Annotated in this window: 9 protein-coding genes; 6 read left to right on the top strand and 3 right to left on the bottom strand. The window is 45.2% G+C overall.

Features of this window, described 5'->3' with window-relative positions:
- Window position 1: 1 nt before the first annotated feature.
- Window positions 2-1,039, bottom strand: a complete 1,038-nt coding sequence (locus tag INQ51_RS15830; RefSeq protein WP_233378927.1) for a DUF2027 domain-containing protein — start codon at window positions 1,037-1,039, stop codon at window positions 2-4.
- Window positions 1,040-1,157: 118 nt separating this feature from the next.
- On the opposite strand from INQ51_RS15830, the gene INQ51_RS15825 reads away from it, so the two are divergent.
- Entirely contained in the window at window positions 1,158-2,387 is a 1,230-nt protein-coding gene (locus tag INQ51_RS15825; RefSeq protein WP_233378926.1) for an S-adenosylmethionine:tRNA ribosyltransferase-isomerase, read from the top strand.
- 53 nt (window positions 2,388-2,440) lie between these two features.
- Here INQ51_RS15825 and INQ51_RS15820 read toward each other — a convergent pair whose 3' ends face one another.
- Window positions 2,441-6,601: an endonuclease/exonuclease/phosphatase family protein gene (locus tag INQ51_RS15820; protein WP_233378925.1), complete on the bottom strand. Its 4,161-nt coding sequence runs from the start codon at window positions 6,599-6,601 to the stop codon at window positions 2,441-2,443.
- Between the two features lie 284 nt (window positions 6,602-6,885).
- Here INQ51_RS15820 and INQ51_RS15815 point away from each other — a divergent pair, with 284 nt between their 5' ends.
- Together INQ51_RS15815 and INQ51_RS15810 are read left to right on the top strand one after the other, a co-directional pair.
- The gene (locus INQ51_RS15815) at window positions 6,886-8,502 is read left to right on the top strand and encodes an ABC-F family ATP-binding cassette domain-containing protein (RefSeq protein WP_233378924.1); all 1,617 of its coding nucleotides are present in this window, start codon (window positions 6,886-6,888) and stop codon (window positions 8,500-8,502) included.
- A complete protein-coding gene (locus tag INQ51_RS15810; RefSeq protein WP_119440160.1) occupies window positions 8,502-8,702 on the top strand; it encodes a YwbE family protein in 201 nt (66 codons plus the stop codon). Before INQ51_RS15815 ends, INQ51_RS15810 begins: the two co-directional genes overlap by 1 nt.
- 232 nt (window positions 8,703-8,934) lie before the next feature.
- Here the strand turns inward: INQ51_RS15810 and INQ51_RS15805 are convergent, their stop codons facing one another.
- Window positions 8,935-10,713 (bottom strand): GNAT family N-acyltransferase, encoded by a 1,779-nt coding sequence (locus tag INQ51_RS15805; RefSeq protein ID WP_233378923.1) that lies wholly within the window; start codon window positions 10,711-10,713, stop codon window positions 8,935-8,937.
- Window positions 10,714-10,912: 199 nt separating this feature from the next.
- Between INQ51_RS15805 and INQ51_RS15800 the strand changes: the two genes are divergently transcribed.
- The 3 genes from INQ51_RS15800 (at window position 10,913) to INQ51_RS15790 (ending at window position 14,079) form a co-directional block, all read left to right on the top strand.
- Window positions 10,913-12,748, top strand: a complete 1,836-nt coding sequence (locus tag INQ51_RS15800; protein ID WP_233378922.1) for a YgiQ family radical SAM protein — start codon at window positions 10,913-10,915, stop codon at window positions 12,746-12,748.
- Between the two features lie 21 nt (window positions 12,749-12,769).
- The gene (locus INQ51_RS15795) at window positions 12,770-13,522 is read left to right on the top strand and encodes a DUF4197 domain-containing protein (RefSeq protein ID WP_233378921.1); all 753 of its coding nucleotides are present in this window, start codon (window positions 12,770-12,772) and stop codon (window positions 13,520-13,522) included.
- Window positions 13,523-13,653: 131 nt separating this feature from the next.
- Window positions 13,654-14,079 carry a PAS domain-containing protein gene (locus tag INQ51_RS15790; protein WP_233378920.1) on the top strand — a complete coding sequence of 142 codons (426 nt, stop codon included), beginning with the start codon at window positions 13,654-13,656 and terminating at the stop codon, window positions 14,077-14,079.
- The last annotated feature ends 344 nt before the right edge of the window (window positions 14,080-14,423 follow it).

Genomic DNA, 14,423 nt, shown 5'->3' with positions numbered 1-14,423 from the left:
ATCACCTTCTCAGAATCACCATCGTTGCTCCGTAGCCATATTCTTTGAACGAAGCATCCTGGTAGTAATACTTTTTGAATTTGCGGTTAAGTACATTGGCCACTTCCTGTTTTAAAACGCCCTGTCCAACCCCGTGAATAAACACGATTCGTTTGACGCGATCGCGAATGGCATTGTTCATTTCCGACTCCACTTTTTCAAGCTGGATTTCCAGAATTTCGCGGTTGCTCAAACCTTCGGGCTGATCGAGCAGTTCGTTGATATGCAAATCAAACACCACCTCGTCCGACGGTTTCTTTTTCTGTACTTTCACCGGTGTTTCTGCCGCCGATTTTTCTTTCACCAGCTGTTTGAAATCCTCTTCGGTAATCGTATCCAGGTTATCTTTTAACGGATTGGCAGTAAGTTTCAACACCATGGCCGGCCGTTTAAAATAAGAGCTTGGCTGAAAAGTAGAAGCTTTATAAAACCTCACCGGATTTACTTTAAAACGTTTGGTTACCGGCGAAAACCACTCACTTCCGGCATCTTTGAAATACAATACCTGAAACCCAAAATCCGGCAGGCTGCTCAAATCTTCCTGGGTCAGCGAATCGATCTTCAACCTTGAATTTGATTTCACATTTCCGGTCTCCACCGTCTTTACATCGCTGTCAGTTAAATACGAATAGGTAAACAGAATTTTATAGTTGCTATCGTTAATCAGAAAAACTTCTATTTCTCCCGCCAACGGATTTTTGGCATCCTTCGGAACAAAGCAAAAATAAAAATCAGGGGCATCTTTCCCGTTGATCACTTCACCTTCCGGCTCAATGTATTCCGGTTCAGCTACTTTTGTTTCAACAACAGGAGCAGCTTGCGAAACCGTACCTTTTGCATTTAATTCGGGCGCACTTACATTTACCAGTTGCGAAATGGGATATGGCACTTCAAAACCATCGTCGCCCTCAACGTTCACCATACTTTTGCTGATGAAACCGGTTACAACGCCACCACCCACGTCGTTCAGAAATTTTACTCTGTCTCCTACTTTAATCATCTTACATTGTTTTGTGCAAAGGTAAACTTTCTGCCAGCACTTTTGCGGTTTTCGATTTCAAAGTAAGAACAGCACTACCAAAGAAAATATTACTTTTGCACCGCAAATAATAATTGGTTTGACTTCGTACAAAGACATAAAGATCAGTGATTTCACCTATGAGCTGCCCGACGAACGGATTGCCAAATACCCGTTAAAGGAGCGCGATAAGTCGAAATTGCTTACCTGGAAAGATGGCAAAACTGGAGAAGATATCTTCGGAAACTGCACCAGCTATCTTCCTGATAATGCACAACTTGTATTTAACAATACCCGTGTAATTCACGCCCGTTTATTCTTTTATAAAGAAACCGGTGCCAAGATTGAAATCTTTTGCCTGGAGCCGGTTGAACCCGGAGACCACCAGCTTGCTTTTCAGCAAACCGAGGAAGTGATCTGGAAATGCATGGTGGGAAATTCAAAAAAATGGAAGGAAGGATTTCTGACACATACCTTTGAACTTGACGGCAAAACAATCAACCTGACGGCAGCAAAAGTTGCACAGGAAGAAAACACTTTTCACATTCGGTTTATCTGGAATGGCGGAATTCATTTTTCCGAGATCATCGAACACATCGGGCAATTGCCGATCCCTCCTTATTTGAACCGCGAAACGGAAGAGTCCGACGAAGAAACCTACCAAACCGTTTATGCCAAAATCGATGGTTCAGTGGCTGCACCAACTGCCGGACTGCATTTTACGGAAAGTGTTTTTGAAAGCCTCCGTAAAAAGAATATCCAAACGCGTGAAGTAACCCTGCATGTGGGAGCCGGTACTTTTCAGCCTGTAAAATCGGAAACCATCAACGGGCATACCATGCACCACGAGCAGGTTGAAATTCCGATCGGTATTTTGAGATCTTTCCTGGAAGACCCGCGTAACATCATTGCGGTTGGAACCACATCGGTACGTTCGGTCGAAAGTTTATACTGGATCGGTCTGCAACTGGAAGAAAAGCGCTTCGATCCTTTTCATCCGGAGGTAAAACAATGGGAACCTTACGAAAACGAAGCCCGCATCAGCATTGAAAAAGCACTGCAAAACATTATTTATTTCCTGGCCGAAAACAACGAAAAGGCGATTCGTTTTTCCACGCAGATCATAATTCTGCCGGGCTACAAATTCAAGTTGATCTGCGGCATGTTCACCAATTTCCATCAACCGCAAAGCACGCTGCTTTTACTAATCAGTGCATTTTTGGGCGCCGACTGGAAAAAAGTGTACGAATACGCATTGGCAAACAATTTTCGTTTTCTGAGTTACGGCGATAGTAACCTGTATTTGAGAAGCAATCACCAACAGAGATAAAAAAACCGGCGGGAAATCCCACCGGTTTTATATTGATTTTTCTTTTTAATCGATTATTGTTTGATGATCGTTCCTGAAACCGGGGTCAGCGAACTTCCTTTAACCACCACCACATACGTTCCGACAGTTAGGAAAGATAAATTCAGTTCCGCTTTGTTGTATCCTTTGTGAATGGAAATAATCTCGCTATAAACAGCGGTCCCTCCTTCAGCATACACTTCCACTGTTGCACCGGCCTTTTCATCGCTGGAAAATGTTACGGCGACATCGCTCACGAATGGATTCGGATAAACCATGAAACCATCGAGTGCTGCAGCCATAACTTTTTCTGCGACACAAGCGCCCAAAACAGCTCCTTTTTTGATTAACTCATCCACCGCAGGATAGGCCACACACATGGTTTTTCCCTTGTAGCAAAGCTGAATTTTGTCCATTCCCTTGCCCGTCGTACAATATACATCAACAGGAGATACCAGGACAGAATCCGTCACCGAACACTCATTCCCATCGGTAACAGTAAGGTAATAAACCGTTGGCATATCGGGACAAACCATGATTGACTCAGAAGTTTCGCCGGTACTCCACAGGTAAGAATAATCGCCTGCTCCACCTGTTACACCTGCAACGGCGAGTGTTGCACAAGCTGAATCGGAATAAGCAGGATAAACCACCTGATCCTCGGTCAATGCAAACTCAACCGGCACAGGATCAAATAACTCAACCTCTGCAGAAACACTGTTATTCAATGCATCGCTTACAGTTACGGTATAAATGCCTGCCGAAAGATTGCTTGCAGTTGCCAGCGTTTGTCCATTGCTCCAGGCATAAGTATAAGGTGGAATCCCGCCTGTAACTTCAACGGTAGCTGTTCCGTTGTCGCCCTCAAAACAATCGATTTCTGTAGTTACAATCCACCTGGCAGCCAAACTCTCAACCTGAAGACGAACTGAAACCGGGAAGTGATCGGAAGCAGTGTTGGTATAATCACTGTCGTAAAATTCGTAGTGAACTCTTGCAGAACCATCAATGTGTTCGTCAAACAATTCGTTGCTTACTGAAATGTGGTCGATCATATCCGTTTCAAAAACATACGAACGAAAACCATTTTCACTCAAAACACCGGTCAGCGCTTTGTAGTTGTCAGCATCCGCCACATAACTTTCATAGCTGGAAGCAGTAGTCGAAGTGATATCAGCCACTGTTACATCCACGTCGTCGTTGTAGTCACCCAAGAGAATCAGGTTGGCATCAGAATAATACTGGTCCAGAGTATCTTTCAACACCTCTACATCGTATTTCCGCATCTGGTAACGCAGCAAAGGATCGGAACTATTGTTGGCTCGCGCATGAATATCAATTACATGGTAACGAACAGTAACACCGTTAATGGTAACGTCTGCCACCATCATAAAAGGCAACCTGCCACTGGCGTAGAACCGGGTTACATCCGGATCGGGATATCCGACAAGCGCCGAGCCATCACCACCGTTGTAGTAAGGATGAATGGAAGCCAGGAGCGGCATGGTTTTCACCACCGAAACAGTTGATGTTTTGTAAATGAACCCCACTTTTTGTTTTACGCCGGCATCATTCGGATTCGACGTATAATTAGAAAGCACATAATCGTAACCGTTCATTTCGCTGACCATTTGCGCAAACAAGGCATCATCCGAAATTTCTTCCACGGCATAAATATCAGCATCCAATGCATTCAGAACAGCCTTGACGCTGTCTTTCTGAACCGTATTGGCATCGCCTTTGGCGGGAGAATTTCCTTCGTCGCCAAACCATTCTATGTTCCAGGTCACAACATCCAGTGTTTGTTCTTTTGAGATAGCCAGATCATCTCCGGTTTGTTTGTATTTTTCAGCGCAAGGCAGATCGCTCTTTATGCGCGGCATCAGCTGAAACAAATCGTAATACCTGCCAACAACCCCAATTACTTCCTCGCAACTTTCGGGTTGAGCAAGGCCAACCAAATCAGCGGCATCAGCATCGATTCTGACTTCGCCACTTCCCGAAGCATCGGCCACCACAATATTTGAATTACCAAAGATCAATGCTCCCGGCGCTGGAAAAGTAACATCCGTCAGTTTCACCAACTCAGCGGGATGCGCAGAAAGCTCGGCCATTGTAAGCGCTTTTGGCTGAACGGGAGAAAGAGCAGCACCGTGCGAAACCACTTCGCTTACCGGGCTGACCTGAAGTTGTCCGTTGTACACACTTCTTGTTCCGGTTATGGTAATGGAATCACCAATCTGGAAAACTCCCGCACCGTGAACCAATGCGTCAAAAACAGCAATCCCGGCGGTTGAATCCTGCATATAGGCCGAACCGGCAAACTGATCGGCAACCGTTAAAGTACCGGAAATAGTTACAGTAGTTCCTTCGGCGGCAACGCGGGCATCAGCAATCGAAATTACATCGGGTGCCGGAGGATTAACGATCACTCCATTTTCAGTTCCGGGAGTTGGTTTGAACATCGAATAGCTTGTCGTCATGCGGGCGCCTCCGCTTCCATTTGGAATCCGCTGCATCGACAGGTTGTCTTTGTCGCCGGTCATGTTTTCATTTACCTGCTGCTCGCCTGCTTCAAGCAGCACCAGCAAGCCGGCATCGTCCGAATCATCGGTGTCATATACCAAAGCATCTTCCAGGTTGGTAAGCGTTACCGGCGTTCCGTTCGGGAAATTTGTGATCGTGTCTTTGTACAAGGCGACTGCATCGGCTCCGTTCTGAATGGCATTACTCGCAACCACCAGATCAACATTGGCGACATCAGCATTGCCGATAACAAAATACCCGTCGGCATTGGTAAAATAACCGGCCAGGTCGTAGGCAGCATATGAAAGGTCGTTGCTTCCGTTGTAAAGAACCACGATGTAACCATCCAGCGCTTTATTTCCCAAACCGCCATCATACAGTTCAATAAATTCTTCCGTATCTGTTCCGGGTGTGTCTGCGTCCACCTCGTTAATGATCAACGAAATGACTTCAACAAAAACATATTTCTCGTTTTCAGCTCCCGGAGTGCTTATCGCTTCTCCATTTACTGGACTTCCGGCAAATCCGGGAATACCGTACAAGTCAAAATCATTCCTCATCCAGTCGGCAGGAGAATCGGTATCCAAACCATCCGGAATACGCGAAGCACCACCCGGGGCAAAAGCAAGACCGTCGTAAGAAACGGTTAAAACAGAAGTGGAGTAATTCAAATCACCGGCACCTCCGTCATTCACAGCCACATCGTCTGTCAACTCCTCCCAGGGAGTAGCATCCAAAACTCCGTCATTATCCGTATCCAGGTCGTCGCCCAATGCTCCCGTAAAATTCTTTACCAGCAACAAAGTCAGCGAACCATTTTCAAATGTGTTGGCAGGCAGATTGGCCAAATAGTAGCCATTTGCATCCGTTGTTCCCAAAACAAGCACCTCATCGATCGTACCGGCACTACTTCCGTCTCCTTCAATTTCGAGTACAGAATAGGCACTTAAATCGGTATTCGGGTTACTTTTAATTTCCACATACTCCACGTCGGTACCGGTTGTAGAAGCAGAAAACTCATTGATCACCACCTTCACTTCTACCGGGCTACCGCAATTGGAAGCACCCGGAGTATCTCCATCTCCAAGTTCAAAAGGGCCGATTTGCCAAACCTGGCTGCAATCCCGCAATACATGTCCCGGCACAAAAGTACCATCGGGCCCCACCTGAATGGTGCTGTACACTTTGTCTCCGGAAATGGTTGACTGAAGCAAAGCAACTCCGTCCACAATCTCCGTCCACGGCGTTACATCCAGTTCGCCGTCATCCTCAACATCCAAATCGTCGCCCAGTGCTCCGGTAAAGCCGGATACCAGGAGATGGGTAACATTGTCGCTGTTTTCAAAATTCAGCGATGCCAGAAAATCGGGAGTGGCAATGGTCATGGTCGATTCTCCAACCACAAAAAAACCATCCGTTGCAATTTGCTGTCCGGTCAGATCCACAACCGCTTCAATCACACCGCTACCACCTGTTCCGTCGCCGATAACCAGGTAAGTAAGCCCGCTTAGATCCTGTCCGGCATTTCCGGCTAATTCAAAATATTCATCATTATCCGTTGAAGGCTGATCGATCCTTATTTCGTTAATAATGACTGATTGTGCAAACGAAACCAACGATGCACAAAGGAGAATGAGAATCATTCTCAGGCGAAGTAAAATTTTGTTCATTTCAAGCAGTTTATTTTAATTAAGTAGTTCAATTTCGGAAATTGGGAGGAAGAAACAAAAAAGAAATCCATTAATAATATGTTAACTTTTTATTTCATCTTTCGTTACAACACATAACTGAATCAAGGGTTTAGGATTGTGAATAAATAATGAAAAAGCGAATTGCATTATTAAGTTTAGGTTTTGGTTGTACCTTCGTATCCAATTCAGTGAAAACATTCACAAATAATTACTTACGTTTGCACGCCCTTTTCGGAGGGCTAAATGGTAAAATGGATTAGAAAATGATTACAGTATCGAATTTAAGTATTCAGTTTGGGAAACGCGTATTGTTTCAGGACGTTAACCTCAAGTTCACTCCGGGCAACTGCTACGGTGTGATTGGTGCCAATGGTGCCGGTAAGTCAACTTTTTTGAAAGCAATATCAGGTGACATTGATGCTACCAGCGGTTCGGTTACCCTTGGTTCGGGTGAACGGCTTTCGGTGTTGCGCCAGGACCACTTTGCCTTTGATGAGTTTACGGTACTCGATACTGTAATGAAAGGTTACACCGAAATGTGGGACCTGATGCAGGAAAAGAACGCTCTTTACAACAAACCCGATTTTTCGGAAGAGGATGGCCTAAAAGCGGCCGAACTGGAAGAGAAATTTGGCGATATGGGCGGGTGGAATGCAGAAAACGATGCCGCTACACTGCTGAGCAACCTGGGGGTAAAAGAAGATTTTCATTACACCCTGATGAAAGACATGAGCGGGAACCACAAAGTGAGGGTACTGCTGGCACAGGCACTTTTTGGAAATCCTGACAACCTGTTGCTCGATGAGCCTACCAACGACCTCGACCTCGAAACCGTGGTTTGGCTCGAAAACTACCTGTCGAATTATGAAAATACGGTTTTGGTAGTTTCGCACGACCGACATTTCCTCGATGCGATCAGTACCCACACCATCGATATAGACTTTGGTGCGATCAAACTGTTTGCCGGAAACTATACCTTCTGGTACGAAAGTAGCCAGCTTGCCCTGAGACAACAGGCGGCCCAGAACAAGAAAGCCGAGGAGAAAAAGAAAGAATTGCAGGAGTTTATTGCGCGTTTCAGTGCCAACGTGGCCAAGTCGAAACAAACCACCAGCCGCAAGAAAATGCTGGAAAAACTTAACGTGGACGAAATTCAACCTTCTACACGTAAGTACCCCGGTATTATTTTCAGACCGGAACGCGAAGCCGGCGACCGCATCCTGGATGTGGAAAACCTGAGCGCAGGTATTGATGGAACTACTTTGTTTAAAGACGTTACTTTCTCGACACAAAAAGGTGAGAAGATCGTTTTCCTTTCGCGCGACCACCGTGCGATGACGGCTCTGTTCGAGATCATCAACGGACACCGCGATGCCGACACCGGAACTTTCCAGTGGGGACAAACCATTACAACGGCCTATTTGCCGCTTGATAACTCGGAGTTCTTCCAGGGCGAAATGACACTGTTCGATTGGCTGTGCCAGTTTACCAACGACACCACCGAAATCTACATTCGCGGATACCTCGGTAAAATGCTGTTTGCCGGAGAAGAAATCTACAAAAAAGTAAACGTGTTGTCGGGTGGAGAAAAAATGCGTTGTATGATCGCCAAAATGATGCTGCTCGATGCCAACGCACTGATTCTGGATACACCAACCAACCACCTCGACCTTGAATCGATCCAGGCTTTTAACAACAACCTGGTTAAATTCCCTGGAAATGTTTTCATGTCGTCGCACGACCATACCTTTATTTCATCGGTATGTGACCGCGTGATCGAACTCACACCCAACGGAATCATCGACAAGCTGATGAATTACGACGATTACATCACCGACGAAAAGATTAAGGAACAACGCGAAAGAATGTACAAGGGCTAATGGACGGCAGGCAACGCAAAAACATCCAACCGGGCATGCTGGTCGAAATTGTTTTGAAAAAAGACCAGCGTACCGGGGAGTTGACGGAAGGATTTGTTAAACGAATCCTTACCAAATCCCCCAATCATCCACATGGCATAAAAGTAATGCTGGACGACGGACAAGTTGGCCGCGTTAAAAATATTATAGAAGAGAACTGAGAGCTATCAGCTTCGAGCCACGAGCCAGAGGAAAAATAAATGATAAATACCCCCGCCACCTATACTTTCGGTCAAGGGACGAACTCTTAATGTCGAACGAAGAGTCATCGAACATTAGTCATCAGAAAATTAAACTGAAAACTGTGACTGCGACTGAAAACTTGCTTCTAAAAATATGCAAAGCCCGCAATACGCTCCTTTCTCTGAAACCTGAACTTTAAACCCTGAACTCCTACTCCCTGTTTCCATAAAAACGATCCAAAATAGATCCGTCGTTGGCTTCTTTCGAGAGCGATTCGATGGTATTTTTCGGAACATCGTACACATCCAGTACAATCAGTCCGTCGAGACAATTATTGAATTTCGGGTCGACGTTAAAGCCAATGATTTTGGCGTTCAGCTTAATGTATTTCTTCAGCAAAACGGGCAAGCCAGAATTTAGCTCATCCACATCGCCAATGGTTTTGTCCAGCCTATCGATGCTGTCCATGTTCTCCATCAGCAGATTCAGGTCGGTATTGTCGCTTTTGAAAGTATAGCTGTTTCGCGAGCGGACATATTTCGCCAGTTGCCAGTTCAAATGATTGCGCAGAATAAAGCGCACGATCATATCTTTTGAAACCTTCGAATAGTTGTTGCTGATACTCACCGGCCCGATCAGGTAGCGGTATTCCGGGTTTTTCAGCAGAAAATACAAAATCCCTTTCCACAGCAAAAAGAGTGGCATCGGTTTTCGCTGGTATTCCTTAATCACAAACGAACGCCCCAGCTCAAGGCTTTCCTCCAAAACCGGCTTCAACTTATCATCGAGGCGAAAAAGGGTTTGCAGATAAAATCCCCGCTTCCCGTACTGCTCCATGATATCTCTCCCCTGTCCGATCCGGTAAGCCCCTACAATCCGTTGCTCTTCCTCATCCCAGATAAACATTTGGTTGTAGTACAAATCAAACTCATCCACATCAATGCTAAGATTGGTTCCCTCGCCCACTTCCCGGAAGGTGATTTCGCGCAAACGGCCAATTTCATTCAGAATATTGGGGATCAACTTCGACGGGGCACAGTACGATATATAATTTTTAAGCTTGAAAAGCGTATAGTCGCATTTTATCGATTGAATCTCCTTCAGGATCAATTCCGTTGGAATGGGATCAATGATCGGCTGCGGTTTCATCTCCGGCTTGATCGAATAATTGAAAAAACGCCGCACCTCGATGTCCGATTCCATGCTGTAGGTTTTGGCACGCAGAAAACGCCCAAACTGGTACACATCGCAAAAGTGATCCTGCTCCGTTACCGAAACCGGACTCCCAATTCTCAGCTTAATATTCTTGTGTCGCTTGCTCAGCAACTCCGAGGGCAGCCGGGCGTGTTTCAACGACGGATGAATTTTGGCAAAGAACTGCAGCAAACGGCTGTTGCTTCCCTGAAACAGAACCGGAACCACCGGAACCTGTGCTTTTTTGATGAATTTCACAATCGGGAACTGCCATACCTTGTCGGTAACTCCGTCAAATGAGTCTTTGGTACTTACATTAATCGCCGGGAAAAGACACAGTACGCCATTGTTTTTCAAATGCGTCTCGGCTTCTCCCAAACCCGCCATGCTTTCCTCCCGCGTACCAAAAGGATTTTCTGACAGGAAATATTCGGAAACCGGTTCAATCTTTTTCAACAGGAAGCTTGCCAGCACTTTTACATCGCTTCGCACCATCGACAAGTACTTGATCAGCAGCAAGCCGTCGAATCCGCCCAGCGGATGATTGGCCACCACAATCAGCGGGCCTTCCTTCGGAATCTTTTTCAATTCACTCTCATCGAAAACCATGTTGATTTCCAGCGTTTTTATCAGCTCATCAATAAAATCCACGCCTTCTTTCTGAGCAATTTGGCTGTAAATTTTATTAAGCTTGTTAAAACGAAGAATATACATCAGAAATTTAGCGAAATAATCTCCGCTGGCCAGGATGGCAGGTCGATCGTTGAACAGATCTTTCGGATTCAGTAACTCCATTTCTTGTTGCTAACGGTGTAAAACCTCAAGTAGTACCTCTACAAAAATAGAATGTTTTTTCAATTTTAGTTTTCGAACCATGTTTTATTTCCCCTTTCTACACCGGTCTTTCCATTACTTATCAGATAAACAAGGCGATATGCTTTTTTTTGATCATATTTGCCCCCTGTTTGTTATAGGTAGAGAAAAACAAGAAAAATTGGAGCATAAAACGGATATAAGCCTTTGGCTTCCCACATCGAAAAAAGAAGTGCAGCAGATGGGATGGGACGAGATCGATGTGATCCTTTTTACGGGTGATGCTTACATCGATCACCCGTCGTTTGGCGCTGCGGTTATTGGAAGAGTTTTGGAACACGAAGGCCTGCGTGTGGCCGTTGTTCCGCAACCGAACTGGAAGGACGACCTGCGTGATTTCAAAAAGCTGGGGCGCCCGAACCTGTTTTTTGCGGTAACCGCCGGAAACATGGACTCGATGGTGAACCACTACACGGCCGGCAAACGAAAACGTTCGTCGGATGCCTACACGCCCGGTGGAAGATCGGGACAGCGCCCGGACTACGCCACCATTACCTACTGTAATATTTTAAAAAAGCTATACCCCGATGTGCCGCTTGTAATTGGCGGAATTGAAGCTTCGTTGCGACGGGTTACCCACTACGACTACTGGTCGGATAAACTGATGCCTTCGATTTTGGAAGATACAAAGGCTGACATTCTATTTTACGGAATGGGTGAAAAGACGATCGTGGAATTTGCCAAACTTGTAAAACGGGGCATTCCTATTGAAAGCCTTACATCAATTCCCCAAACTGCCTTTATGGTTGGAGAAGATGAAGCTTATGCCACCAAAAAAAATTGGGACGAACTGGAGCTGGCTTCGCACGAAACCTGCCTTGCCGACAAAAAAGAGTATGCGCGCAATTTTATGCACATCGAGGAAGAGTCGAATAAAATGGAGGCCAAAAAGCTGGTTCAACGTGTCGGGAACAGGAAAGTAGTAGTAAATCCGCCATGGCCCACTTTCAAGGAAAGCGAGATCGACAAGGTTTACGACCTGCCCTACACACGTTTGCCGCATCCGCGTTACAACAGCAAGGAAACCATTCCGGCTTACGAAATGATCCGGCATTCAATCAACATTCACCGTGGATGTTTCGGGGGTTGTACTTTTTGCACCATTTCGGCACACCAGGGAAAATTTATCGCCAGCCGTTCCGAAAAATCCATTTTAAAGGAAGTTGAACAGGTAACGCAAATGCCCGATTTTAAAGGTTACATTTCCGATTTGGGAGGCCCGTCGGCCAACATGTACAAAATGAAAGGCATTCACGAGGAGATTTGCAAAAAATGCAAACGCCCGTCGTGTATTTTCCCCAGCATTTGTAAAAACCTGGATACCAACCACCAACCCATGCTCGACCTGTACGCAAAAGTGCGTCAGCACCCTAAAGTCAAAAAAGCCTTTGTGGGAAGCGGTATCCGTTACGATATGATCCTCGAGAAAACCAACAACGAGGAGGCGAACAAAGCCAACCATCAATATTTACGCGAGGTGATCAAACATCACGTTTCGGGGCGCTTAAAAGTAGCTCCCGAACACTCGTCGGACGAGGTGCTGAAATTTATGCGAAAACCTTCTTTTAAATTGTTTGAGGAATTGAACGAGGAATTCAAACGCATCAATAAAGAAGAGAATTTAAACCAGCAACTGATCCCGTATTTTATTTCGAGCCACCCCGGCAGTAAATCGGAAGATATGGCCAATCTTGCCATTCAAACAAAAAATATGGATTTCAGGCTGGAGCAGGTACAGGACTTTACACCCACTCCCATGACGCTGGCCACCGTGGTTTATTATTCGGGCTACCATCCTTACACGATGGAAGAAATTTACACCGCCAAAAACCGCGATGCCAAGGAAAAGCAACGCCAGTTCTTTTTCTGGTACAAAAAGGAATTCAAAAACAAGATCATCAACGACTTAAAATCCAAAGGACGCGATGACCTGGTTAAAAAGCTTTTTAATAAATAACACTCTGTTAAACACAAAGAAATGATTCGTAAAAAACTCTTACCCCTTTTATTGATTTTACTGACGGGCTGTGCTGAATTAACCCAACTGGCGCAGCAAACCCTGGATGCCAACGCACCGCTTACACAAAATGAAATTGTTGCGGGTCTGAAAGAGGCACTGGTTACCGGGACCAACAAATCGGCACAATTACTCGGAAAAACCGACGGATATTACAAAGACGAGCTGGTGAAAATCATGCTTCCGCCCGAAGCCGATGTAATTGTCGACAACCTCAACAAAATTCCGGGCGGCGACAAACTGGTTCAGGACGTACTGCTGACAATCAACCGTGCTGCGGAAGACGCCGCCAAAGAAGCCGCACCCATTTTTGTGAACAGCATTAAAAGCATGACCATTTCGGATGCAGTGGGCATTTTGAAAGGACAAAACAACGCGGCCACGCAATACCTTCACAAAACCACTTACGACCAGCTTTTTGCGCTCTACCAGCCAAAAATCAAAAGCTCGGTGGAAAAGGAACTGGTGGGAGGCATTTCTACCAAAGAAAGCTGGGACAGCCTTACCGGCAAATGGAACACCGTGGCCAACAGTGTGGCCGGGAAAATTGCAGGCTTAAAACCGGTGAACACCCAATTGGAAGATTACCTGACTGCCAAAGCTCTCGACGGCCTTTTTCTCAAAATTGCAGACGAAGAAAAACAGATTCGCCAAGACCCGGCAGCCCGGGTTACCAACCTGCTGAAAAGGGTATTTGGCTCGGTTGATTCATAACCGTTCACCTGTTTTTATTTTGTTGGACATCTTTGATTGAATTTTACGCGAATAATGCTTAAATTAAATATGCCTTTAGCAGTGGAGGTTCATGAAAGCAAAGGCTTGTATAAACTTAAAACCAAAACGCCATGCGACTAGAATTTTTAAAAGTGGACGAAGCCAACGGCTTGTTAAACCAACTCATTGAACACCATCCTCATGCTATCTTTCTGACCGACCATGATTTCAAGGTGAAGTACTACAACAAATCGTTTTCGGTACTGGCAGAAAGCAGCAAAAGCGACATTCTGGATCATGAATTTTGCCAGATTATGGGATGCACGCAACGTGAAAAACTGCTTGATCCGCATGAAGATTTGTGTAAACACTGCCAATTTCGCAACCTGTTGTCGGGCTCGAATTTATCGGACGTAGAGCTGATCCGCGATTTTGTAATCAACAACCAGGTAAAAACCAAGCACCTGCGCATTGAAGCTCACCGGGTGGTGATGGACGGACACAAATATCGCTTGATGGTGATTGACGACCGGACTGCAAAAAATAAAATTGACTAATTCTACTTTACTACAGTTGAAAAATCTACCTGTTTTTACCTTTCATACTAAAGGGAACTGGTAGATTTTTCTGTTTGTACCCTTCAGCACAGAATATAACCAAACGGAAAATATCGTATTCTAATCTTAATCTGCTATAGAAAACCAGTAGGAATACCAGTTTTTAAACAACCTCCCCTGCCAGGTATTTCGTTCGGCAAGACGTTTTTCCACTTTGGCTACAAATTCAAAGTTTTTGAGCCTCTTTGGACAAGCACAAAGACATTATTTCATTGTTTAATGATGAATGCTGATCATACATACCCACAAGCAAAACATATAAGAATATACATTAGGTTTTACAA

Origin of the sequence: Maribellus sp. CM-23 (assembly GCF_021354595.1) — a bacterium.
In the GTDB taxonomy this organism is placed as follows: domain Bacteria; phylum Bacteroidota; class Bacteroidia; order Bacteroidales; family Prolixibacteraceae; genus Draconibacterium.
Note: the sequence above shows the minus strand (reverse complement) of the source record. Positions and strands in the feature narration are given on the sequence as shown.